We start from the raw sequence: 20,748 nt of genomic DNA, 5'->3' as shown, positions 1-20,748 counted from the left end.
CTACTTGCCGTTTAAAACTTGCGGCTCAACGTATCTGATGCTTGTGCAACAAACGGTAGAAGGTAGGCCTGGATATCCCCAGCACCTTGGCGGCGATGCTCAAATTATCGCTGTGGCGGTTAAGTACATCGCACAAGGCCTGGCGCTCTGCCCGGTGCTTGTAGTTTTCCAGCGTGCCCATCGGTACGGCAACGGCCTGCTGGCTGATCAGCCCCAGGTCTCGCGCTTCGATCTGCCGCCCTTCGGCCAGTACCAACCCGCGACGTACCCGGTTGGCCAGCTCGCGAACGTTGCCCGGCCAGTCATGCTTGCCCATGGCAATCAAGGCGTCTTCACTGAGGCTGCGCGGACGGCGGCCGGTTTCATGGCTGTAGAAGTGGGAAAAGTGGTTGGCCAGCATCGATAAATCGCCATGGCGCTCACGCAGCGGTGCGGTGACGACTTGCAGTACGTTCAGGCGGTAGTACAAATCTTCGCGAAAGCGTTTCTTCTCAATCGCGGCCTCAAGGTCCACGTGAGTGGCCGCCAATACCCGCACATCCACTGGAATCGGCTGACTGCCGCCCACGCGTTCAATGTGTTTTTCCTGCAGGAAGCGCAGCAGATTGGCTTGCAGTTCCAGCGGCAGGTCACCGATTTCGTCGAGAAACAACGTTCCGCCATTCGCCGCTTCGATCCGTCCGACCTTACGTTGATGGGCGCCGGTAAAGGCGCCTTTCTCGTGACCAAACAGTTCCGACTGGATCAAGTGCTCGGGAATCGCCCCGCAATTGATCGCGACAAAGGGTTTGTTGTGACGCTGGGATTGTCGATGCAGTGTCCGGGCCACCAGTTCCTTACCGGTGCCGCTTTCACCCCGAATCAATACCGGGGATTCGGTGGGAGCGAGTTTGCTCAGCAGCTTGCGCAGTTCACGAATAGGCTTGCTGTCGCCCAGTAGCTCGTGCTCAGGCTGATCGATGTGAACGGTGCCCTGCCCACGTAGACGGGCCATACCGAACGCTCGACCCAGCGTCACCTGAACCCTGGACACATCAAATGGCAAGGTGTGGAAATCGAAAAACCATTCGCAAACAAAGTCCCCGACATTCTGCAGCCGCAGGACTTCCTGATTCAGAACGGCGATCCACTCAGTGCCGCTACGACTGATCAACTCTTTGACGGCATCCGGGCGTTCCAGATGAAAAGGGTGCAAACGCAACAGGCCCACATCGCAGGTTTTGTCGCCAGCATTTTCCAGCGTACAGCTATCAACGTCCCAACCCACAGAACGTAAACCGGGTAACAGACGATGGCAGTCGTCGCAAGGATCTACCACTAACAGACGTCTTAAGGCAGGCGCTTCGCTCATGACTAATCCTTGACGCCAAATTATATGAAATATTATTAAAAACAGTCATTTGGCGGTCCTGGCTGTAACGTTAGCAAGAATTTGACGTGTCCTTGTACCGTTTGACTATAGGGGTATTAGCTATCGAGTTATAAGAAGGGACTATGTTAGTTTCCTAACGAGTCCTGGCTTTCATTGCGCTTTCAACATCTGCCTGCAGCTTGAGTATATGAAAGAAAGTTGAAATTTCTTTTGATTGTGTGTGACCCGGACCCGGGTTGCGGGCATCAGTACAAGTAACCAGCCGATCGGTACGCCCAACCGTCGGCACATCACTTGATTGGGCATACAGAGAGAAAACCCCATGAACGCTCCGCTCCGCATCAATGAAGCTCTTTTGATTGCCGACCGCGCATTCCTGCCTTTCCAGTGCGTGGCCTGGGCGCCACAGGACGGTAACGGCGAACTCAGCCTGACCGTTATCGACCGCACCAACAACAAAATAGGCCGCAAGCAGGTTCCTAGCAGCACCTATACCGATCCTGAACAACTTGAACGCCTGCTCGAAGAAGCCCGCGCCGAGTTGAACCAGGAAGGCTACACACTCGAGTCATGGTCGATGCCGCACTAATTGTTTTGCGGATTACTTCGTGGTAATCCGCACCCTCCCTTCATCATTAGTTAGCTGGCCTTTCTCGCCATCAACACTGACGACATCTATTTATTAAAACTCCCAGGCCCTTCCGTTACTGGGTAGGTTTGCCAGTGGTTCGAAAAGACATCGTTCTGGCACACAGCGACCCTCCGCCTGTTCGTTCTTACAGTTGTGCATCCCATCATTCAGGCATTGAATGCTATACGGTCGCTGCCCCAACTCCTGGATCAGGACGACTCGCAAGGAGATGCGTGCATGTCTATCCAGACTGCGTTTGCCTTACCTGCCACACGAGGTGCCCCCGGACACCTCGATGCCACCTTTGCCGGCAACGGCAAAACCCAAGTGTATTTTGCTGACAGCACATCAAGCATGGCCAACGGGATCGCAATTGATTCATGCGGCCGGTTGCTGGTAGCGGCTAAAGTCGGAACGCCGCAGGGTAGCCGTTTTGGCCTGGCTCGCCTGCTTGAGGATGGCTCGGCAGACCTCGCATTCGGCAAGGGAGGCAGCGTGATCGGCCAATTCGAACGAGGCTTCGAAGCCATGGCCGACAACGTCCAGCTTCTGCCCGACGGACACATACTAGTGACCGGTCTACAGTACGAAAATGCGCACAGGACCCTCCCCGCCCTGGCGTTGTTTGATCAGCAAGGCCACCCAGTCCAACGATTTGGCGACAACGGGTACTGCGTGGTTCGCCTGCCGGGCAATCTTTCCGAGAGCATGCGCGACGCCTGGCTGCCACCCGGAATACCGGGTGTCGAGACCTGTGATGTGTGCGTGCAGGAGGATGGTCGAATCCTGCTGCTGGCCAATCATCACTTTGAGCTGGCTGATCATGTCGGCCTGCTGATTCGGCTCAACGCCGACGGTTCACTGGACAACACCTTCAACGGTCGCGGCTTCGTCATTGTCAGGCACTTGCTGATGAACAGCTGGATAACCAGTCTGCTCGTACAACAGGATGGCCGGATTTTGGTTGGCGGAACGATGAATTTCCCTGAAGAGGGCCTGTTGGCTCGCTATCACGCCGACGGCAAGCTCGACGACAGTTTCGCCGTGGATGGCTTTATGACCTTCAACGCGCGGGGGCGTAGCACTCAGGTCAGCCAGATCGTTCAAGCCGAAAATGGCACTGTGCAGTGTGTTGGCAGCAGCCGTGACCCAATGCGTTGCATGGCACTGAAAGTACACAGCAACGGTCGCCTGGACAGTCATTGCAACGGCGGCCAACCCCGGCTGCTGGAAATCGGCCACAGTGGCTGTCGGTGGACCGCGGCCCATGCACTGCCGGACGGCAGCTTACTGACGGTGGGGACTACGATTGGCGGTGTCGAAGCCGACTTCATTGTGGCCCGACATCGGCCTGACGGGTTGCTCGATGAGGACTTCGGCGACGGCGGCTGGGTACGCACCCGCCTCGGACGCAGCCTGGATACCGCGACCTCATTGGTCGTACAGGCCGATGGAAATGTGGTGGTCGCCGGCTACTCTCTGGACGGCAACTATCGGGCTGTCGTCGTACGTTACCTGGGGTAGGCCAATGGTTTTTTCCTGCCCTTGAACTTCCCTGCCACTTACGGCAACTTGCGCGCTTCTTAAAACAAGGAGCAGCCGATGTCCGGCTCAATGGCCCAGGCGTTCGCGCACAATTTTCTTGGGCAATCACCCCGCTGGTACAAGGCGAGCATTGTCGGTTTCCTGGTTCTCAACGCCCTGGTGCTGTGGACGGTAGGCCCGGCAATGGCGGGTTGGCTGCTGGTGCTGGAATTTATCTTCACCCTGGCCATGGCGCTCAAGTGTTATCCATTGATGCCCGGTGGCCTGCTGCTGATTGAAGCGTTGTTGCTGAGAATGACCACGCCCCAGGCACTCTACGACGAACTGGTGCACAACTTCCCGGTGATCCTGCTGCTGATGTTTATGGTGGCTGGCATTTATTTCATGAAGGACTTGTTGCTGTTCCTGTTCTCGCGCCTGCTGCTGGGTGTTCGCTCCAAGGCCATGCTGGCCTTGATGTTTTGCTTTCTGTCGGCGTTTTTATCGGCGTTCCTCGATGCCTTGACCGTGACCGCCGTGATCATCAGTGCGGCCGTCGGTTTTTACGCGGTGTATCACCGCGTGGCCTCGGGCAACGATCCGCGTCAAGACAGTGGATTCAGCGATGATCAACATCTGCCCAAGCTTCATCACGAGGACCTCGAACAGTTCCGTGCCTTTCTGCGCAGCCTGCTGATGCACGGCGCCGTGGGCACCGCATTGGGGGGTGTTTGCACGCTGGTTGGCGAGCCGCAGAACCTGCTGATCGGTCACGAGATGGGTTGGCACTTCTCTGAGTTTTTTCTGAAGGTTGCCCCGGTTTCGTTGCCGGTGCTGGCGGCGGGCCTGCTGACCTGCGTCCTGCTGGAGAAAATGCACTGGTTCGGTTACGGCACGTTGCTGCCGGACACTGTACGAACCGTGCTGGCCAACTACGCGGCCGAAGACAATGCAGAGCGCACCTCGCGTCAACGCGCAGCGTTGATCGTTCAGGGGCTGGCAGCGCTGATTCTGATCGCCGGGCTGGCGTTTCACATTGCCGAAGTCGGCCTGATCGGCTTGATGGTGATCGTGCTGATCACCGCGTTTACCGGCATCACTGACGAGCACCGTATCGGCAATGCGTTCAAGGACGCCATGCCATTCACCGCCCTGTTGGTGGTGTTTTTTGCAGTGGTGGCGGTGATCCACGACCAGCAGCTGTTCACCCCCCTGATCCAGTGGGTATTAGCCCTGCCGGCGGACCAACAACCGGGCATGCTGTTTATTGCCAACGGTTTACTGTCCGCCATCAGCGACAATGTGTTCGTCGCGACCATTTACATCACCGAAGTGAAACGGGCCTTCCTCGCCGGGCACATGAGCCGTGAACACTTCGAGACGCTGGCCATTGCGATCAATACCGGCACCAACCTGCCGAGCGTAGCGACGCCCAATGGTCAGGCCGCGTTTCTGTTTTTGCTGACCTCGGCGATTGCACCGCTGATTCGGCTTTCATATGGGCAGATGGTGTGGATGGCGTTGCCGTACACGGTGGTGATGGGTGTGCTTGGCTGGTATGGGGTAAGTTTCTGGCTATAAACACGACCTTGTAGGAGCGAGCTTGCTCGCGATGGTGTGTCAGATACGTTGATGTCGGCTGACACGCCATCGCGAGCAAGCTCGCTCCTACAAGGGGTGGTGTTGTTAGCGAGGGAGGATGTAGCGCTCGATGGCCTGGGCCGCGCCGTCTTCGGTGTTGGCCCCAGTGACGACATCAGCCTGCCGCTTTACCGCCTCCTCCGCCTGCCCCATGGCGATCGAGAACCCGGCGCGATGAAACATTGCCGGATCATTGCCGCCGTCACCTAGCGCTGCCGTCTGCGCCAGCGGTACACCGACAAACTCCGCCAGTGTCGCCAGCGCCTGGCCTTTGTTGGCCTGCATCGCGGTCACGTCCAGGTACACCGGCTGCGAACGCGAGACCTGCGCCTGGCCCTCGACCTTCGGCAGCAATTGCGCTTCCAGCTCAATCAATAATTGAGTGTTGTGACTGGTGGCGACGATCTTGTCGATCTGCTCGAGGTACGGCTCGAAACTCTCCACCACCACTGGCGGATAGCCCAGTCCATGCTGCTCACGCGGCACCATGGGGCCGGACGGGTCTTTTACCAGCCAGTCGCCGCCGCTGAACACCCAGACCTCGATGTCCGGCACATCGGCAAACAGGGTCAAGGCGGTCAACGCGACCGTTACAGGCAAGTAATGCGCAACCAGCACACTGCCATCTGGATTGACGATAGTCCCGCCATTGAACGCCGCCGTCGGCAGATCGACGCCCAACGCCTCGATCTGCTGCAACATAGCGCGCGGTGGACGGCCGGTGGCCAGGCTGAACAGCACCCCGGCTTTGCGCAAGGAGCGCACCGCATCAACGGTGCGCTGACTGAGACTGTGATCGGGCAGCAGCAACGTGCCGTCCATGTCACTGAGCAAAAAACGGATGGGGTGTTGCGTCGGACCACTCATCCGAGGCTGTGCCAGACGCGACCATCGCGGGTCAGCAAGTCTTCGCCTGCCAAAGGCCCGTCTTCGCCCGCCGCATAGCTCTGCACCGTTGAATCCTGCTGCCAGGCATCGAGGAACGGCTGCACCGCGCGCCAGCCGTTCTCGATGTTGTCGGCGCGCTGGAACAGGGTCTGGTCGCCGGTCAGGCAATCGTAGATCAGGGTTTCGTAGCCGGTGGACGGCTGCATCTCAAAGAAATCCTTGTAGGCAAATCCCAGCTCGATATTGGCCATCTTCAACGCCGGTCCGGGCCGTTTGGCCAGCAAGTCGAACCACATCCCTTCGTTGGGTTGAATCTGGATCCGCAGGTACGTCGGCTGAAGTTCATTCACCTCGGTATCGCGGAACTGTGCATAGGGCGCCGGCTTGAAACAGATGACGATCTCGGTGTCGCGAACGCTCATGCGCTTGCCGGTACGCAGGTAGAACGGCACGCCGACCCAACGCCAGTTGTCGATCATGACTTTCAGCGCGACATAGGTTTCGGTGTTGCTATCGGGGGCTACGTTGGCTTCCTCGCGATAACCCGGCAACGGCTTGCCATCGAGTTCACCTGCCGCGTATTGGCCGCGTACCGAATTGGCACGCGCCTCCTCCGTGGACCAGGGACGAATTGCCCCGACCACCTTGGCTTTCTCGCCACGAACCGCGTCGGCGCCAAAGGCGGCCGGTGGTTCCATGGCCACCATCGCCAGCAACTGGAACAGGTGATTGGGCACCATGTCCCGCAAGGCGCCGGTGTTCTCATAAAAACTGCCACGGGTTTCCACGCCGACGGTTTCGGCGGCAGTGATTTGCACGTGGTCGATGTAATGATTGCTCCAGAACGCTTCGAACAGGCTATTGGAGAACCGGCTGATCAGAATGTTCTGCACGGTTTCCTTGCCCAGGTAGTGGTCGATCCGGTAGATCTGATTTTCCGTCATGACCTTGAGCAAGCACGCGTTCAAGGCTTCAGCGGTGGGCAGGTCGGAGCCGAACGGTTTCTCGATCACCACCCTTCTGAAGGCTTCGGGGGTTTCTTGGAGCAAGCCGGCGGCGCCGAGACGACGCACCACTTCACTGAAAAAACGTGGTGCGGTGGCCAGGTAGAAGACCGCGTTACCGGTGCCGCTGGCAGCGATTTTCGCCGCCAGCGCTTGATAGGTGCTGTCGTCCAGGAAATCGCCCTGGACGTAACTGATGCCTTTGGCCAACTTTGCCCACAACGCCGGATCAAGGTTTTGGTCGCCCTTGCCGACCTTGGCGGCCACTTCGGCTCGAATGAAATCTTCGAGTTTTTGCGCAAAGGCCTCATCGGTAATAGCGTTGTGGTCAACACCGATGATCCGCAGTCCATCGCCCAGCAGACCGTCGCGACTCAGGTTGTACAGCGCCGGCATCAATAGGCGCTTGACCAGATCGCCATGGGCACCGAAGAGAAACAGCGTGGTCGGTGGTGCAGGTTCTGCCTTGGATTTATTGCGGATCAGACGGGTCATTTTTTCGAAGTCTCCACATGGCCGCCAAAGCCGAAGCGCTGGGCCGAGAGAATCTTGTCGCCAAAGGTGCCTTGCCCGCGCGAACGGTAGCGCGAGAACAGCGAGTTCGACAGCACCGGTACCGGCACCGATTGCTCCATGGCGGCTTCGATGGTCCAGCGACCTTCACCGCTGTCAGCCACGGCACCTGTGTAACCGTCGAGTTTCGGGTCGCTGGCCAGGGCGTCGGCGGTCAGGTCGAGCAACCAGGAGGACACCACGCTGCCACGGCGCCAGACTTCGGCGATGTCAGCGACGTTGAGGTCGAAACGCTGATCTTCCGGCAGGTTGACGCTGGATTTGGTCTTGAGGATGTCGAAGCCTTCGGCGAAGGCCTGCATCATTCCGTATTCGATGCCGTTGTGGATCATCTTCACGAAGTGCCCGGCGCCGGGTGGGCCGGCGTGAATATAGCCGCGTTCGGCGCGATCATCCTCGGACTTGCGGTCCTTGGTCCGCGGGATGTCACCCAAGCCCGGGGCGAGGCTTTCGAACAAGGGGTCGAGACGCTTCACGACGTCGGCTTCACCACCGATCATCATGCAGTAACCACGCTCCAGGCCCCAGACGCCGCCGGAGGTACCGACGTCGATGTAGTGCAGGCCTTTTTCCAACAAGGTTTTTGCCCGGCGGATGTCATCTTTATAGAAGGTGTTGCCGCCGTCGATGATGGTATCGCCGGCTTCGAGCAAGGTGCTCAGGGTGTCGATAGTGTCTTCGGTCGGTGCGCCTGCCGGCAGCATGACCCACACCGCTCGTGGCTTGGCCAGGCCAGCGACCAGCGCCGACAAGTCGGCGACGCCCGTGGCGCCCTCCTCACTCAAGGTCTCGACGAAGGCGGTGTTGCGGTCGTACACAACGGTGGTGTGCCCGTTGAGCATCAGGCGCCGCGCAATATTGCCGCCCATGCGGCCCAGTCCAATAATCCCGAGTTGCATGTGCTGATGCTCCCTACTACAAATAATGTGTGTCAAAGGTTATAGCCCAACGTGACTCATCCGGGTTAGTCCAGCGTAGAGGCACATAGTTTCCGGGCATTGTGCCCGATCCCGATTGATAACGTCGCGAATCAAGCCGAAGACACAACGACCGTTAAAAATAAAAAAGTTCCCATCGGGGGCAAAAGAAATCAAAATCAGCGCCGATAGTCAGTCAGCACCCGATCTCGGTGCGAGACTTACAGTTGAGGCACGCCATTTGCGAGGTGAGCAATGGGCACAGTACAAGCAGCACGGCCAGCACAAACCCTTTACGTCACGATCCGTCGCGATGAATTGCGCCAGTTGAAAGACGAGCGCGACCAGCTAAAGCAGGAACTCGCGCAACTGCGCTTGCTAACGGGCCATCAAACCCAGCCCTTGCCTGTGACACAACGTGCCCCTCACGCTTAATCCCCTCGCCTGATCCGGAAACAGCTCGCTGCTGTTTCCGAGACGCTGCCCGCTTCGCCCTCTGCGGCAACTCACTCCTCTGGCTTGCGCCGATGCTTGTTCCATATGCCCTCAGCTCCAGCCCCGATTAATTCCCATTTAACGGGTTCGGCAGATCATGTGCCTGCTACATTGATTCAAGGCACCCGACATCCGTAATGGGAGGCACACCATGAAACATTCCCCCTTGATCATCGCTGGCTTGATGACGTTCGTCTCATGCACCGCATTTGCTGAAGGGGGAGCTGAACGTATGCGGTATTACTACGCGAACTTCCCGGTTGGCCACCATCAGGAACAGGAAAAGGCCAAGGCCAGAAAGAATGGCGAAATCTGGGTGCCAGACGATCAAACCGCGCAAGTGACCGAATCCTACAGGCCCAAATGACGGTCCCTGTAGGAGCGAGCTTGCTCGCGATGGACGTTAACGATAACGCGCTCTTTCTGAACAAACGCGCCTCTCTCGAATCCATCGTCGGAACGCCGCCCGGAGCGAGCTCGCTCCTACATTAAGTCCCAAGGGACGCCCTTTTGGGGTGTGGTCTTTTGATCTTCAGTGCCCCCAAATCAGTGCTTCGGTCCAGCCGAGCTCGGCAAAATCCTCGGCCCTCAAAGCCGACTCACCGGCACAGAAGAACTCGTCCAGCTGCGGCGGCTTGACCGAAGTACCGCTGAGCATGGCGTGAACCTGCCCGCGATGATGGATCTGGTGTTCAAACACATGGGAGAGCAGGCGCAAGCGGCTGTCATGTTGCGGCGTGTCCCGAGCGATGGTCACGATTTTTCCGAGGTCGGCGTCGCGCATTTGCTCGCAATAGGCGATCAGTCGACGGTCCACCTGCGCTTGCTCACGCTTGAGGTCTGTCGCTTGGGTAAACGGTTCATCTTTTTTGAAAAACACCGTGCACTCGGGATGCGGGTCATCGCCGCGCAACTCCCGCTCCAGCGCATCCATGTAAAACCAGTCGCAGGTCAGGATGTGATTGAGGGTAGCGCTGAGGCTGGGAAAGAAGCTGACCCGGGGGGCCGCCAGTTCGGCGCGACTCAACTGGCTCCAGGCCTTGGCGAGTCGATGATTGGCCCAGGCGTTTTGATAGGCCATGGTCAGCAAATGATGGGACAAGGGCTGATTCATGTTCACGACTCCTTGGGTTTAAGCGTCGGCAAAACGTTGCAGCTGCATTTCCTGTAAACGGCTGAGGGTGCGGCGAAACGGGAATTCCAGGTAGCCCTCGGTGTAAAGCGACACCATGGGCACCTGCGCTTCAAGGTACAGCGGCACCTTGCGGTCGTAACACTCATCCACCAGGGCAATGAAACGCCGTACACCGTCGTCATGCACCGATAACTGCGGCAACTCGCGATCCCCCGCCACCACTCGCTCGGCACCGTCTTCAGTGCCGCGGGCGATGCGTCCTTCGCGTTTCTGCGCGCTGAGATTGGGTACGTCACTCAACAGAATAGCGCTGAAGGTGTCGCACAGGGCCATGAAATCCATCGCGGCAAACGGCTGTTCACAGAGGTCGGCGTAACGACTCCAGAGCACGGTTTCACTGGCTTGTACCACATCGAGCGAACGGTAACCGACCTTGATCGGGTCGCCAGACACCGACTGGCGGGCAGTCAAGGCCTTGAACACTTGATTCAGCGCGCTGGGCTGGCCGGGCACGGCCACCCAGTAACGTTGCAAGCCAGCGCCCGGATGCAGGCGATGGTCTTCAGCGCCATCCACTGCAATCACCTGCATGTGCTGCTTGATCGCCTTGATGGCAGGCATGAACCGGTCACGATTGAAACCGTCCGCATAGAGCTGGTCCGGTGGCTGATTGGAGGTGCAGACCACCACCACGCCCTGCTCGAACATGACCTGGAACAAGCGCCCGAGAATGATCGCGTCGCCGATGTCGTTGACGAACAGTTCGTCGAAGCACAGAACCCGCACTTCCTCGCTCAATTCCCGGGCCAGTGCCTTCAACGGGTCGGCAGTGCCGGTCAGCTGGAACGAACGTTGATGCACCCAGCCCATGAAGTGGTGAAAGTGTTGGCGTCGGGCAGAAACCGTCAAGGTTTGGTAGAACTGGTCCATCAACCAGGTCTTGCCGCGTCCGACCGGGCCCCAGAGGTACACACCCATCGTCGGCGTGCGACCTTCATGCAAGGCTTCGTAGCATTTCTGGAGCGCCCAGACAGCATGTTCCTGAGCTTCGTCCTGGACGAAGCCCTTTTGTTCAATGGCATGCTGCCAGGCGCTGAGGGGGGAGTCGACATTCATGCGCGGCAGTATGCCACGACCTATGGCCTGGGTGCGTTGGCAGTGCAATCAACTGTGGCCAGACACCTTTCCCCTGTAGGAGCGAGCTTGCTCGCGATGGAGTGTCAGTCGACATTGATTCAGCTGACACCCCATCGCGAGCAAGCTCGCTCCTACATTTTGGATTGTGTTTTACCGATCTACCTTATGTTTAGCGGCATAGAGGCACAGCATTTCCATCGCCAATGTCGCCGCCGCCAGTGAGGTGATGTCCGCATTGTCGTAGGCCGGAGCCACTTCCACCACGTCCATTCCCACCAGATTGATCCCGCGTAACCCGCCGAGAATCTCCAGCGCCTGCACCGTGCTCAAGCCACCGCACACCGGCGTCCCAGTGCCCGGCGCGAAGGCCGGATCGAGGCAATCGATGTCAAACGTCAAGTACACCGGGTTGTCACCGACCCGCGCCCGAATGGCTTCGACAATCGCCTCACACCCTTGCCGATGCACCTGCCGCGCGTCCAACACCTGGAAGCCCTGATGATCGTCGTTGGTGGTGCGCAAACCGATCTGCACCGAACGTGACGGGGCCACCAAACCCTCCTTGGCCGCATGCCAGAACATGGTCCCGTGATCGATCCGCTTACCCTCTTCATCCGGCCAGGTATCGCTGTGGGCGTCGAAGTGAATCAGCGACAACGGTCCATGCTTGCGCGCATGGGCCTTAAGCAGCGGATACGTGATGAAGTGATCGCCGCCGAACGTCAGCATCGCGCTGCCGGCGTTGAGAATGTGCTCGGCGTGGGCTTCGATGCGTTCTGGCGTCGACTGCGGCGAACCGTAGTCAAAGTCACAATCGCCATAGTCAATCACCGCCAAATGATCGAACGGGTCAAACGTCCACGGCCAGTGGCGTTCCCAGGCAATGCCGGTGGAAGCGGCCCGAATGCTTCTCGGTCCGAAACGCGCGCCAGGGCGGTTGCTGGTGGCGGTGTCGAACGGGACACCGCTGACCGCTACGTCGACGCCGCGCAAGTCGCGGCTGTAGCGACGACGCATGAAACTGGTGATACCGGCGTAGGTGCTTTCTGCGGCAGTGCCATAGAGACTGTCGCGGGTCATGGCCTGGTCGTTTTGCATGGGGGCATCCATCTCGGATTCCTTATTATTGATGGCTACGGAAAGTGGTCCACAAGCGTGTGCGTTGACGCATGTCCTTGAGGCTCATGCTGCGGTCGGCGTACAGCCGGTCGCGAACGTCGGCGGGCGGGTAAATGTCCGGGTCGGTGCGCACAGCCTCATCCACCAGTGGTGTGGCGGCCTGATTGGCGCTGGCATAGAACAGGGTGTTGGTCAGCGCCGCGACGGATTCGGGGCGCAACATGAACTCAATGAACTGGCGCGCGGCTTCAGGGTGCGGCGCGTCCTTGGGGATCGCCAGGTTGTCCTGCCACACGAGGGTGCCTTCCTTGGGAATCCGGTAGGCAATTTCGTACGGCTTTTTGTTTTTGCGCGCCTGCTCGGCAGCCACGCTCGCATCACCGTTGTAGGCCAACGCCAAACAGATATCGCCGTTGGCCAGATCGTTGATCTGCCGTCCGCTGGCCACGTACAGCACCGAAGGCTGCAATTGGTTTAACAGCGCTTGCGCCGCGTCGAGATCGCTCTTGCCGGTGCTATAGGGATCTTTACCCAGATAGTGCAACGCCAGCCCGATCACCTCCTGCGGCGAATCAATGATCGCAATCCCACAGTCCTTCAATTTGCTGGCGTATTCCGGTTTGAACAGCAGGTCCAGGCTGTTGAGCGGCACGTTCGGCAAGCGCTTCTGCACCGCCTCGACATTCATTCCAAGCCCCAGCGTGCCCCAGGTGTAAGGGACACCGTAACGATTGCCGGGGTCGACCGCGGCCATTTTTTCCAACAGATCCGGGTCGAGGTTGGCGTAGCCCTTCAGCCCCTGGTGATCAATAGGTTTCAGCGCACCGGCCGCCAACCCACGGGCCAGCACACTGGACGACGGCACAACCACGTCATAGCCGCTGCCACCGGTGAGCAGTTTGGTTTCGAGCACTTCCGGTGCGTCGAAGGTGTCGTAGCGCACGTGAATCCCGGTTTCCTTCTCGAAACGCTGCAAGGTTTCAGGGGCGACGTAATCGGCCCAACTGTAAAGATTGAGGACTTTTTCCTCGGCCTGTGCCGACACGGCCATGGCAAGGAACAGCGCGGGGAAACACAGTTTGAACAGAGGAGCCATGACGAACACCTGACCTGAGGAAGTGGCTGCAGAATGCGTCGTCGGATACATTGAGGAAATATCAAGTTTGTTAACCTGACTTTATTACGGAGTAATGTTTGATGCTCGGTCAATTGCATGACCTGGACCTGCACCTGCTGCGTCTGTTCGTCAATGTGGTGGAGTGCGGCGGCTTCAGCGCGGCGCAGGGTGAGCTGGGCCTGAGCCAGTCGAGCATCAGCCAGCAAATGGCCAAGCTCGAAACCCGACTCGGCTATCGCCTGTGCAGTCGCGGCAAGGGCGGATTCAAGATCACCCCCAAGGGCGAACAACTGCTCACGGCGACACGCGGGCTGTTCGAGTCCATTGAAGCGTTCCGCCATCAATCCAATGGCGTGGCCGGACGCTTGATCGGCGAGGTGCGCCTGGGCTTGTCCGAAGCACTGGATCAATCCGTGCTGCTACGGGTGGCCGATGCGATCCGGCGCTTTCGTGAGCGGGACGAGTCGGTGCGCATCGAGCTGATCAGCGCCATGCCCGGTGAAATGGAACGGTTGCTGCTGCAACAACGGCTGGAACTGGCCATCGGTTATTTCTCACAGGTGCAAAGTGCGTTTGACTACCGCGAGCTGTTCAGCGAGACCCAGCACTTGTATTGCGCACCCGGTCATCCGTTGTTCACCGATGACGCGCCTGACGATCAAGCGCTGCAGGCGTGTGACCGGGTCGACCACCCTTACCGCTTCCTGCGCAGCGACGAGCCATTCCAGGGCAAGCAGTGTTCGGCGCGCTCGGAACAGGTCGAAGGCACCCTCGCCTTCATTCTGTCCGGCAAGCACGTCGGTTACTTGCCCAGTCACTTTGCGCGCAGCTGGGAAGACAAAGGCCTGCTCAAGGCCGTGCGTTGCAGCGATATGAGTTTTGAGGTGGCGTTTCATCTGGCCCGACACCGCGCTCAGGTGCCGGGGGATGCGCAGAAGGCCTTCGAAGAGGATTTGCTCGCGGCGTTCGCCTGATGCCAGCGACGCTCCTGTGGGAGCGTTTGGTGTGTTTGGCTCATCGCTCGCTACAAAATATGCTTTCTGGCATCCTGCGCCTCCATTTTCTGACCCGGCCCGCCTTCTGGCATGCACAAAACCCATGACCGCCTCTGAAAAAGCCCCTGCTTCACGCAACAGCGACCTGATTTACGGCCTCAACGATCGCCCCCATCTGACCGCCACCCTCTTCGCCGCCCTGCAGCACGTACTCGCCAGTTTCGTCGGCATCATTACCCCGACGCTGATCATGGGTGGCGCGCTAGGCCTGCAAAGCGAAGTGCCTTACCTGATTAGCATGGCGCTGTTTGTCTCAGGCCTGGGCACCTTCGTCCAGGCGCGGCGGTTTGGCCCGGTCGGGTCCGGGTTGTTGTGCCTGCAAGGCACCAGTTTTTCGTTCATCAGCGTGATTCTCAGTGCCGGTTTCATGGTCAAGGCCCGGGGCGGCGGCACCGATGAAATCCTCTCGACGATCTTCGGCGTGTGCTTTTTCGCCGCGTTCATCGAAGTGCTGTTGAGCCAGTTCATCGGCAAGCTGCGGATGCTGATTACCCCAGTGGTGACCGGGACCATCATCACCTTGATGGGCCTGTCACTGATCAAAGTCGCCATGACCGACATCGCCGGCGGTTTCGGTGCAACGGACCTCGGCGCAGCCAGTCACCTGGCGCTGGCGGCACTGGTGCTCGGGACTATCGTCGTGCTTAACCGGGTGGATGTGCCGTTCCTGCGCCTTGGCGCGATCGTCATCGGCCTGACCCTCGGCTATGCCGTCGCCTGGTTCATGGGCCATGTGGATTTCAGCAGCCTGCCCGCAGTGCCATTGATGAGCCTGCCGGTGCCGTTCAAGTACGGCTTCAATTTCGATTGGGTGGCCTTCGTGCCGGTGGCGGTGATTTTCCTGGTATCGCCACTGGAAGCGGCTGGCGACCTGACCGCCAACTCGATGATTTCCGGGCAGCCGGTCAAAGGTCCGATCTACCTCCGCCGAATCAAATCCGGTTTGCTGGCCGACGGTCTCAACTCGGCCATGGCGGCGGTGTTCAACAGCATGCCGATGGTGACCTTCGCCCAGAATAACGGCGTGATTCAGCTCACCGGCGTCGCCAGTCGCTACGTGGCATTCTTTATTGCCGGCCTGTTGGTGGTGCTGGGGTTGTTCCCGATGATCGGCGCGGTGCTGCAATTGATGCCCAAACCAGTGCTTGGCGGTGCCGAGCTGGTGATGTTCGGCACCGTCGCGGTGGCCGGGATCAAGATCCTCGCCGAAGCCGGGCTGCACCGGCGCAACATGCTGATCGTGGCGATTTCACTCGGCATGGGCCTGGGTGTGGCGGCCGTGCCGGAAGTGTTGCGCGAGCTGCCGAAGGCGTTGCATAACATCTTCGAATCGCCGATCACCGTCGGTGCGTTGTGCGCTATCGTGCTGAACATCTTCCTGCCCGAGGAATTCATTGCGCTGGAAGAAGACGATTTCGACCCGCAAGCCTCGATCCTTCAGGTCATGGAAAACCCGGATGCCCAGGCCAAAGGTGAACCCGCCACGCCGGTGGCTGTCGCACAGTTGAACCGCTAGCCGTGCTCAAGGGTTGAGCCGCAGTCGGCTCAGCCCTTTTTTATACGAGAGCACCTCAATGCGCAGTGTCCACGCCGTCATTCTTTCCCTGCTTTTGCTCTCCCTGAGCGCCTGTGCGCTGTTCCCCAATCGCGATCCGCTCAACATCAACGTGGTCGGCATCGAACCGCTGCAAAGCCAGGACATGGAAGTGCGTTTTGCGGTGAAAATTCGCGTGCAGAATCCCAATGACACCCCCATCGACTACAACGGCGTCGCCCTGGATCTGGAAGTTAACGGTCAGCCCCTCGCCTCTGGCGTGAGCGATCAGTCAGGCTCGATTGCACGTTTTTCCGAAACCGTACTGACCGTGCCGCTGAGCGTTTCAGCGTTCTCGGTGCTGCGTCAGACATTGGGCCTGAGCCGGACGCAAACGCTGGACAACCTGCCTTACGTGCTGCACGGCAAACTGGCCGGCGGCTTGTTTGGCACGATGCGTTTCGTCGACAGTGGCAAACTGAGCCTGCCTACATCGTCCGCCGGCACCTGGTAAAACCGATGTAGGAGCGAGCTTGCTCGCGATGGTGTGTCAGATGCATTGATGTCGACTGACACACCATCGCGAGCAAGCTCGCTCCTACAGGGAGTTATGTGTTGAAGCGGACACCGGGTTTGGCCCGTTCATCCACCGTCAACTCAAACACGTCCGGGCGGGCGTAGTGGCCGACCACGTCAAAGTCGTACCGCGCGCGAATAAGGTCATCGGTGTCGATTTGTGCGGTGAGCAAACCCGGCCCGCCACGTAGCGGTCCGGCCAGTACGTCGCCCATCGGCCCGACGATCACACTGCCGCCGGCAATCAGCGGCCGGTCCGCCGGCCAGTTGGCGACTTCCACGCCCAAGGCCTGTGGCGAATCCTGAACCTGGCAGGCACTGACCACGAAGCAGCGTCCTTCATGGGCGATATGGCGCATGCTGACTTGCCACATGTCCCGCTCGTCCACCGTCGGCGCGCACCAGAGCTCCACGCCCTTGGCGTACATCGCGGTGCGCAGCAACGGCATCATGTTTTCCCAGCACACCACCGCACCGATCCGCCCGACCTGACTGTCGATCACCGGCAATGTCGAACCATCGCCCTTGCCCCAGATCAGGCGCTCAGTGCCGGTCGGCATCAGTTTGCGGTGTTTGGCCACGAGCCCGGCCTGCGGATCGAAAAACAACGCCGTGCAGTGCAACGTGCTGCCGGCGCGTTCGATGACGCCGATCACCAGGTTGGCCCCGGTGCGGGCCGACAACCCGGCCAGCGCTTCGGTTTCCACACCGGGCACGTCGATGGCGTTGGCGAAATACCGGGCAAAGGCCTCACGCCCCTCCGGCAGTCGGTAGCCCAGTTGAGTGCCAAACCCCTCGCCTTTCGGATAACCGCCGAGCAACGCTTCGGGCATGACCACCAGCGCCGCAGCGGATTCAATGATGGCGTTTTCATACGACAGGATCTGCTCCAGGGTCTCAGCCTTGCCACCGGGCAAGGACCCAATCTGCAGTGCAGCAACGATTGACGAGGGCATCTGGGTAACTCCATTGGTGTCGGGTGTTGCTCATTTTCTGCCGGCACTGGATCATCAATAAAGCCCTGTTCGCTGCTGAATGATATGAACCCAATGAATATCGCCACCGTTGATCTCAACCTGCTAAAAGTGTTCGAAGCCTTGCATGAGGAGTCTAGCGCCAGCCGCGCTGCGCTTCGCCTGGGCGTGACGCAATCGGCCGTCAGCGCGGCGTTACGCCGGCTGCGGACGCTGTATGGCGATCAATTATTCGTGCGTACCGGTCGAGGCCTTGCCCCGACGCTCAAGGCCAATCAACTCAAACCGGTGGTCAGCGATGCGCTGAACAAATGCCGGCAGAGCCTGGCGATGGTTGACCCCGCCGCTGATCATTACGACGGCCGCTCGGTCACGGTGGGTTTATCGGATGATTTCGAGATCGCCTACGGTCGGCGCTTGATCGAGCACATTGCAACGACTGCGCCGAAGCTGCGGCTGATCTTTCGTCAGACCCACAGCCAGATCGTCGCCCAGGCGTTGATCGAGCGCAGCATCGACCTGGCGATTACCGCCGGCGGGTTTACCGAGCGTTTGCTCAGCCGTCAGGTGCTGGGGGAAGGCGACTATTTGTGCCTGGTGGATCCCCTCAGTCTGGCCGAAGGACAGCAGGCCATCAGTCTTGAGGCGTTTGTCGCCCGTGAACACATTCTGGTGTCGGCCGGTGGCTTTATCGGGATCACCGATGAGGGTTTGGCGGCGCTGGGATTGAGTCGGCGGGTGTGTGCGTCAACCACGCACTTTGCGGCGTTGCCGTATTTACTCAAGGGCAGTCAGGCCGTGGCGACCATCCCGGCCCATGCGGCCCGGAGCATCGCGGCGCTCAGCGGTCTGGCGCTGCTGCCCTGCCCGTTGGCGTTACCGCGTTATCCGATTGAACTGGGCTGGCGCACCAGCACCCAGCTCGATCCAGTGGTGCTGAAAGTGCGCGAAGCCATTGTCGCGAGCTTTGTAGGAGCGAGCTAGCTCGCGAAAGACGTTAACGATAACGCGTTCTTCCTGAATAAACGCGTTGCTCTCACGTCCTTCGCGAGCGAGCTCGCTCCTACACAGGAGGGTCCAGGTTACTTGGCAGCCATCAGGCGATTGACTTCGCTGCGCACCATGTTGGCGAATTCCGGCGGCGACATGCCATCGAGTTCAGCGCGGACCCACTCGGCCCATTTGCCTTTGCGTTTTGCGCGCTCACCGAACAACCGTGCGGCTTCGCCTTTGGATTTACCCAGGTTGCTTTGCCAAAGATCAAACAGACGGGATTTCTCATCTTCAAGCGCTGCGCGCTCGGCGAGGGGTTTGTCGGCCAGATTGAAGCTCATGGGGGTTACCTGCTGCGTAAAATAGGCGACATCTTACACTGTAGAAGGAAATGTCCTGCGCTGGATTTTCCTGCCGGACGGCGTTTTCACGCAAAATGGCTGCAACTTTTACAGGTGCGCCAGACTCCATTGTTCACTGCCCATTCACCGCAAGGAGTACTCCAATGGCCCGAAGAACCGCCGCACAAGTCGCCGATGACCAAATCAAGGATCAGGCCTTCAGTGAACTTCAGGCTCTGATCGAAGAGTCGGAAAAACTACTCAAGAGCAGCGCCTCACTGGTGGGTGAGGAAGCCGAGACACTGCGTGGGCAAATCGCCCAGAAACTCCAGCAGGCAATGGATTCGGTTACCAATGTGCGTGCTCGGACCAAACCCGCCGTCGACGCGACCGAAATCTACATTGGTGGTCATCCGTGGCAGACCGTAGCCATTTCCGCGGGCTTCGGCCTGGTGGTCGGATTGTTGCTGGGTCGGCGCTGATCGCCTCTGCTTTTTGTAGGTTGTAGGAGCGAGCTTGCTCGCGATGGTCGTTAACGATAACGCATGTTTACTGGCTAAACACGGCGCTCTTGAGTCCATCGCGAGCAAGCTCGCTCCTACATGATGAGGTTTGTCACGCCTCGGTAAGCCCTGCCAGCTGCCGCAGGCTCGCCAGCGTCTGCGGGTCGAGCGGGATGCCGTCAGCCTTCGACCTGGCCCGCTGGTGGTGACGTCGATCACCCGGCAAACGCTTGAGCCCTACGCCGTGCATCTGCCGGACCAGTTCCTGACTGCGCTCGGAAAAATTCTGCCCGGCGGCCTTGCTCGGATCGATCACGATCAACAGCTGGCCGGTCCAGGGTGTCTTGGCCCCCGGATGGTTCGACCAATCGAATTCGAAGGAGAAATTGCCGCCGGTCAACGCCGCCGCTAACAGTTCCACCATCATCGACAGCGCCGAACCTTTATGCCCACCAAACGGCAGCAACGCCCCCCCTTCCAGAATCGCTTTCGGATCCTGCGTCGGCTGACCCAGGCTGTCCACGCCCATACCCGCCGGCAAGCGCTCGCCCTTGCGCGCGGCGATCTGCACATCGCCATGGGCAATGGCGCTGGTGGCCAGGTCGAAGACAATCGGTTCACCGTCCGCCCGAGGCGCGGCGAAGGCAATCGGGTTGGTCCCGAACAGTGGGCGATCGGCGCCATGCGGCACCACGCAGGTCATGCTGTTGACCACACTCAGCGCCACCAACCCTTCATCGGCAAAAGGTTCGACATCCGGCCACAAGGCGGCGAAGTGATGGGAGTTACGGATCGCCAGCACCGCAATGCCGGCACTGCGGGCCTTTTCCACCAGCAACGCGCGTGCCGCCGCGAGGGCGGGTTGGGCGAAACCGTTGCCTGCATCGACCCGGACAAAACCCGAGGCCACATCCTCGACCACCGGCACGGCAAGGCCATTGACCCAGCCACTGTTCAGCGTCGACACATAACCGGGAATACGGAACACGCCATGGCTGTGGGCGCCATCGCGTTCGGCGCCAGCGCAGTTGAGCGCCAGTGTTCGGGCGACATCGGCGGATGTGCCATGGCGCAGGAAAATCTGTTCCAGCAAAACAACGAGCGCCTCGAAATCGAGGGTTTGCGTGGCCATTTCGGGTGTAACGGTCATCTGAAGCTCCAGTTTTATTATTGAGTACGGGCAACAGGGTGGAACGCGGTTGCAGGGCAACCAAAAGCA

At 59.3% G+C, this 20,748-nt stretch carries 21 protein-coding genes; 10 read left to right on the top strand and 11 right to left on the bottom strand.

The genetic code is table 11. The features are described from left to right. Positions 1-25 precede the first annotated feature (25 nt). Complete coding sequence (locus tag AC1MDT_RS06065; protein WP_480421168.1) at positions 26-1,351, bottom strand: sigma-54 dependent transcriptional regulator; 1,326 nt, start codon at positions 1,349-1,351, stop codon at positions 26-28. Between the two features lie 343 nt (positions 1,352-1,694). Here AC1MDT_RS06065 and AC1MDT_RS06060 point away from each other — a divergent pair, with 343 nt between their 5' ends. From AC1MDT_RS06060 to nhaB, 3 genes are all read left to right on the top strand, one after another. Then, positions 1,695-1,961 carry a hypothetical protein gene (locus tag AC1MDT_RS06060; RefSeq protein ID WP_480421167.1) on the top strand — a complete coding sequence of 89 codons (267 nt, stop codon included), beginning with the start codon at positions 1,695-1,697 and terminating at the stop codon, positions 1,959-1,961. Positions 1,962-2,240: 279 nt separating this feature from the next. Beyond that, entirely contained in the window at positions 2,241-3,527 is a 1,287-nt protein-coding gene (locus AC1MDT_RS06055) for an NHL repeat-containing protein (protein WP_480421166.1), read from the top strand. A 78-nt stretch (positions 3,528-3,605) separates the two neighbouring features. Beyond that, on the top strand, positions 3,606-5,108 hold the full coding sequence (nhaB, locus tag AC1MDT_RS06050) for a sodium/proton antiporter NhaB (RefSeq protein WP_480421165.1): 1,503 nt from the start codon (positions 3,606-3,608) through the stop codon (positions 5,106-5,108). Between the two features lie 105 nt (positions 5,109-5,213). On the opposite strand, the gene AC1MDT_RS06045 is transcribed toward nhaB, so the two are convergent. Genes AC1MDT_RS06045 through gnd form a run of 3 tightly spaced genes read right to left on the bottom strand, consistent with a single transcriptional unit; the run spans position 5,214 to position 8,556 of the window. Beyond that, complete coding sequence (locus AC1MDT_RS06045; RefSeq protein ID WP_480421164.1) at positions 5,214-6,035, bottom strand: HAD family hydrolase; 822 nt, start codon at positions 6,033-6,035, stop codon at positions 5,214-5,216. Then, positions 6,032-7,555, bottom strand: coding sequence for a glucose-6-phosphate dehydrogenase (gene zwf / locus AC1MDT_RS06040; RefSeq protein ID WP_480421163.1), 1,524 nt, complete (start codon positions 7,553-7,555; stop codon positions 6,032-6,034). The genes AC1MDT_RS06045 and zwf overlap by 4 nt, the downstream gene beginning before the upstream one ends. Further along, the gene (gene gnd, locus AC1MDT_RS06035; RefSeq protein WP_480422710.1) at positions 7,552-8,556 is read right to left on the bottom strand and encodes a phosphogluconate dehydrogenase (NAD(+)-dependent, decarboxylating); all 1,005 of its coding nucleotides are present in this window, start codon (positions 8,554-8,556) and stop codon (positions 7,552-7,554) included. The genes zwf and gnd overlap by 4 nt, the downstream gene beginning before the upstream one ends. A gap of 249 nt (positions 8,557-8,805) precedes the next feature. On the opposite strand from gnd, the gene AC1MDT_RS06030 reads away from it, so the two are divergent. Both AC1MDT_RS06030 and AC1MDT_RS06025 read left to right on the top strand, forming a co-directional pair. Beyond that, on the top strand, positions 8,806-8,985 hold the full coding sequence (locus AC1MDT_RS06030; RefSeq protein WP_414906909.1) for a DUF6026 family protein: 180 nt from the start codon (positions 8,806-8,808) through the stop codon (positions 8,983-8,985). 211 nt (positions 8,986-9,196) lie between these two features. Continuing rightward, positions 9,197-9,412 carry a hypothetical protein gene (locus tag AC1MDT_RS06025; protein WP_480421162.1) on the top strand — a complete coding sequence of 72 codons (216 nt, stop codon included), beginning with the start codon at positions 9,197-9,199 and terminating at the stop codon, positions 9,410-9,412. A 165-nt stretch (positions 9,413-9,577) separates the two neighbouring features. Here AC1MDT_RS06025 and AC1MDT_RS06020 read toward each other — a convergent pair whose 3' ends face one another. The 4 genes from AC1MDT_RS06020 to AC1MDT_RS06005 form a co-directional block, all read right to left on the bottom strand. Beyond that, positions 9,578-10,159 (bottom strand): DinB family protein, encoded by a 582-nt coding sequence (locus AC1MDT_RS06020; protein WP_480421161.1) that lies wholly within the window; start codon positions 10,157-10,159, stop codon positions 9,578-9,580. Between the two features lie 18 nt (positions 10,160-10,177). Then, positions 10,178-11,296, bottom strand: coding sequence for a cell division protein ZapE (gene zapE / locus AC1MDT_RS06015; protein ID WP_480421160.1), 1,119 nt, complete (start codon positions 11,294-11,296; stop codon positions 10,178-10,180). 171 nt (positions 11,297-11,467) lie between these two features. Continuing rightward, the gene (gene speB, locus AC1MDT_RS06010) at positions 11,468-12,427 is read right to left on the bottom strand and encodes an agmatinase (RefSeq protein ID WP_480421159.1); all 960 of its coding nucleotides are present in this window, start codon (positions 12,425-12,427) and stop codon (positions 11,468-11,470) included. 13 nt (positions 12,428-12,440) lie between these two features. Next, positions 12,441-13,532 (bottom strand): polyamine ABC transporter substrate-binding protein, encoded by a 1,092-nt coding sequence (locus tag AC1MDT_RS06005; protein WP_480421158.1) that lies wholly within the window; start codon positions 13,530-13,532, stop codon positions 12,441-12,443. Positions 13,533-13,633: 101 nt separating this feature from the next. Between AC1MDT_RS06005 and AC1MDT_RS06000 the strand changes: the two genes are divergently transcribed. The 3 genes from AC1MDT_RS06000 (at position 13,634) to AC1MDT_RS05990 (ending at position 16,656) form a co-directional block, all read left to right on the top strand. Further along, positions 13,634-14,527 carry a LysR family transcriptional regulator gene (locus AC1MDT_RS06000; RefSeq protein WP_480421157.1) on the top strand — a complete coding sequence of 298 codons (894 nt, stop codon included), beginning with the start codon at positions 13,634-13,636 and terminating at the stop codon, positions 14,525-14,527. A 124-nt stretch (positions 14,528-14,651) separates the two neighbouring features. Then, positions 14,652-16,124 (top strand): nucleobase:cation symporter-2 family protein, encoded by a 1,473-nt coding sequence (locus tag AC1MDT_RS05995; RefSeq protein ID WP_480421156.1) that lies wholly within the window; start codon positions 14,652-14,654, stop codon positions 16,122-16,124. A 58-nt stretch (positions 16,125-16,182) separates the two neighbouring features. Next, positions 16,183-16,656 (top strand): LEA/WHy family protein, encoded by a 474-nt coding sequence (locus AC1MDT_RS05990; protein WP_480421155.1) that lies wholly within the window; start codon positions 16,183-16,185, stop codon positions 16,654-16,656. 94 nt (positions 16,657-16,750) lie between these two features. On the opposite strand, the gene AC1MDT_RS05985 is transcribed toward AC1MDT_RS05990, so the two are convergent. Continuing rightward, complete coding sequence (locus AC1MDT_RS05985; RefSeq protein ID WP_480421154.1) at positions 16,751-17,674, bottom strand: carbon-nitrogen hydrolase family protein; 924 nt, start codon at positions 17,672-17,674, stop codon at positions 16,751-16,753. A gap of 84 nt (positions 17,675-17,758) precedes the next feature. On the opposite strand from AC1MDT_RS05985, the gene AC1MDT_RS05980 reads away from it, so the two are divergent. Next, the gene (locus AC1MDT_RS05980) at positions 17,759-18,676 is read left to right on the top strand and encodes a LysR family transcriptional regulator (RefSeq protein WP_480421153.1); all 918 of its coding nucleotides are present in this window, start codon (positions 17,759-17,761) and stop codon (positions 18,674-18,676) included. A gap of 98 nt (positions 18,677-18,774) precedes the next feature. On the opposite strand, the gene AC1MDT_RS05975 is transcribed toward AC1MDT_RS05980, so the two are convergent. Next, on the bottom strand, positions 18,775-19,026 hold the full coding sequence (locus tag AC1MDT_RS05975) for a hypothetical protein (protein WP_008155229.1): 252 nt from the start codon (positions 19,024-19,026) through the stop codon (positions 18,775-18,777). 164 nt (positions 19,027-19,190) lie between these two features. On the opposite strand from AC1MDT_RS05975, the gene AC1MDT_RS05970 reads away from it, so the two are divergent. Further along, positions 19,191-19,508, top strand: a complete 318-nt coding sequence (locus AC1MDT_RS05970) for an ElaB/YgaM/YqjD family protein (protein ID WP_480421151.1) — start codon at positions 19,191-19,193, stop codon at positions 19,506-19,508. 133 nt (positions 19,509-19,641) lie between these two features. Here AC1MDT_RS05970 and AC1MDT_RS05965 read toward each other — a convergent pair whose 3' ends face one another. Further along, entirely contained in the window at positions 19,642-20,679 is a 1,038-nt protein-coding gene (locus tag AC1MDT_RS05965; protein ID WP_480421150.1) for an Ldh family oxidoreductase, read from the bottom strand. Between the last annotated feature and the right edge of the window lie 69 nt (positions 20,680-20,748).

It is taken from the genome of Pseudomonas sp. ASL7 (assembly GCF_056680375.1).
Note: the sequence above shows the minus strand (reverse complement) of the source record. Positions and strands in the feature narration are given on the sequence as shown.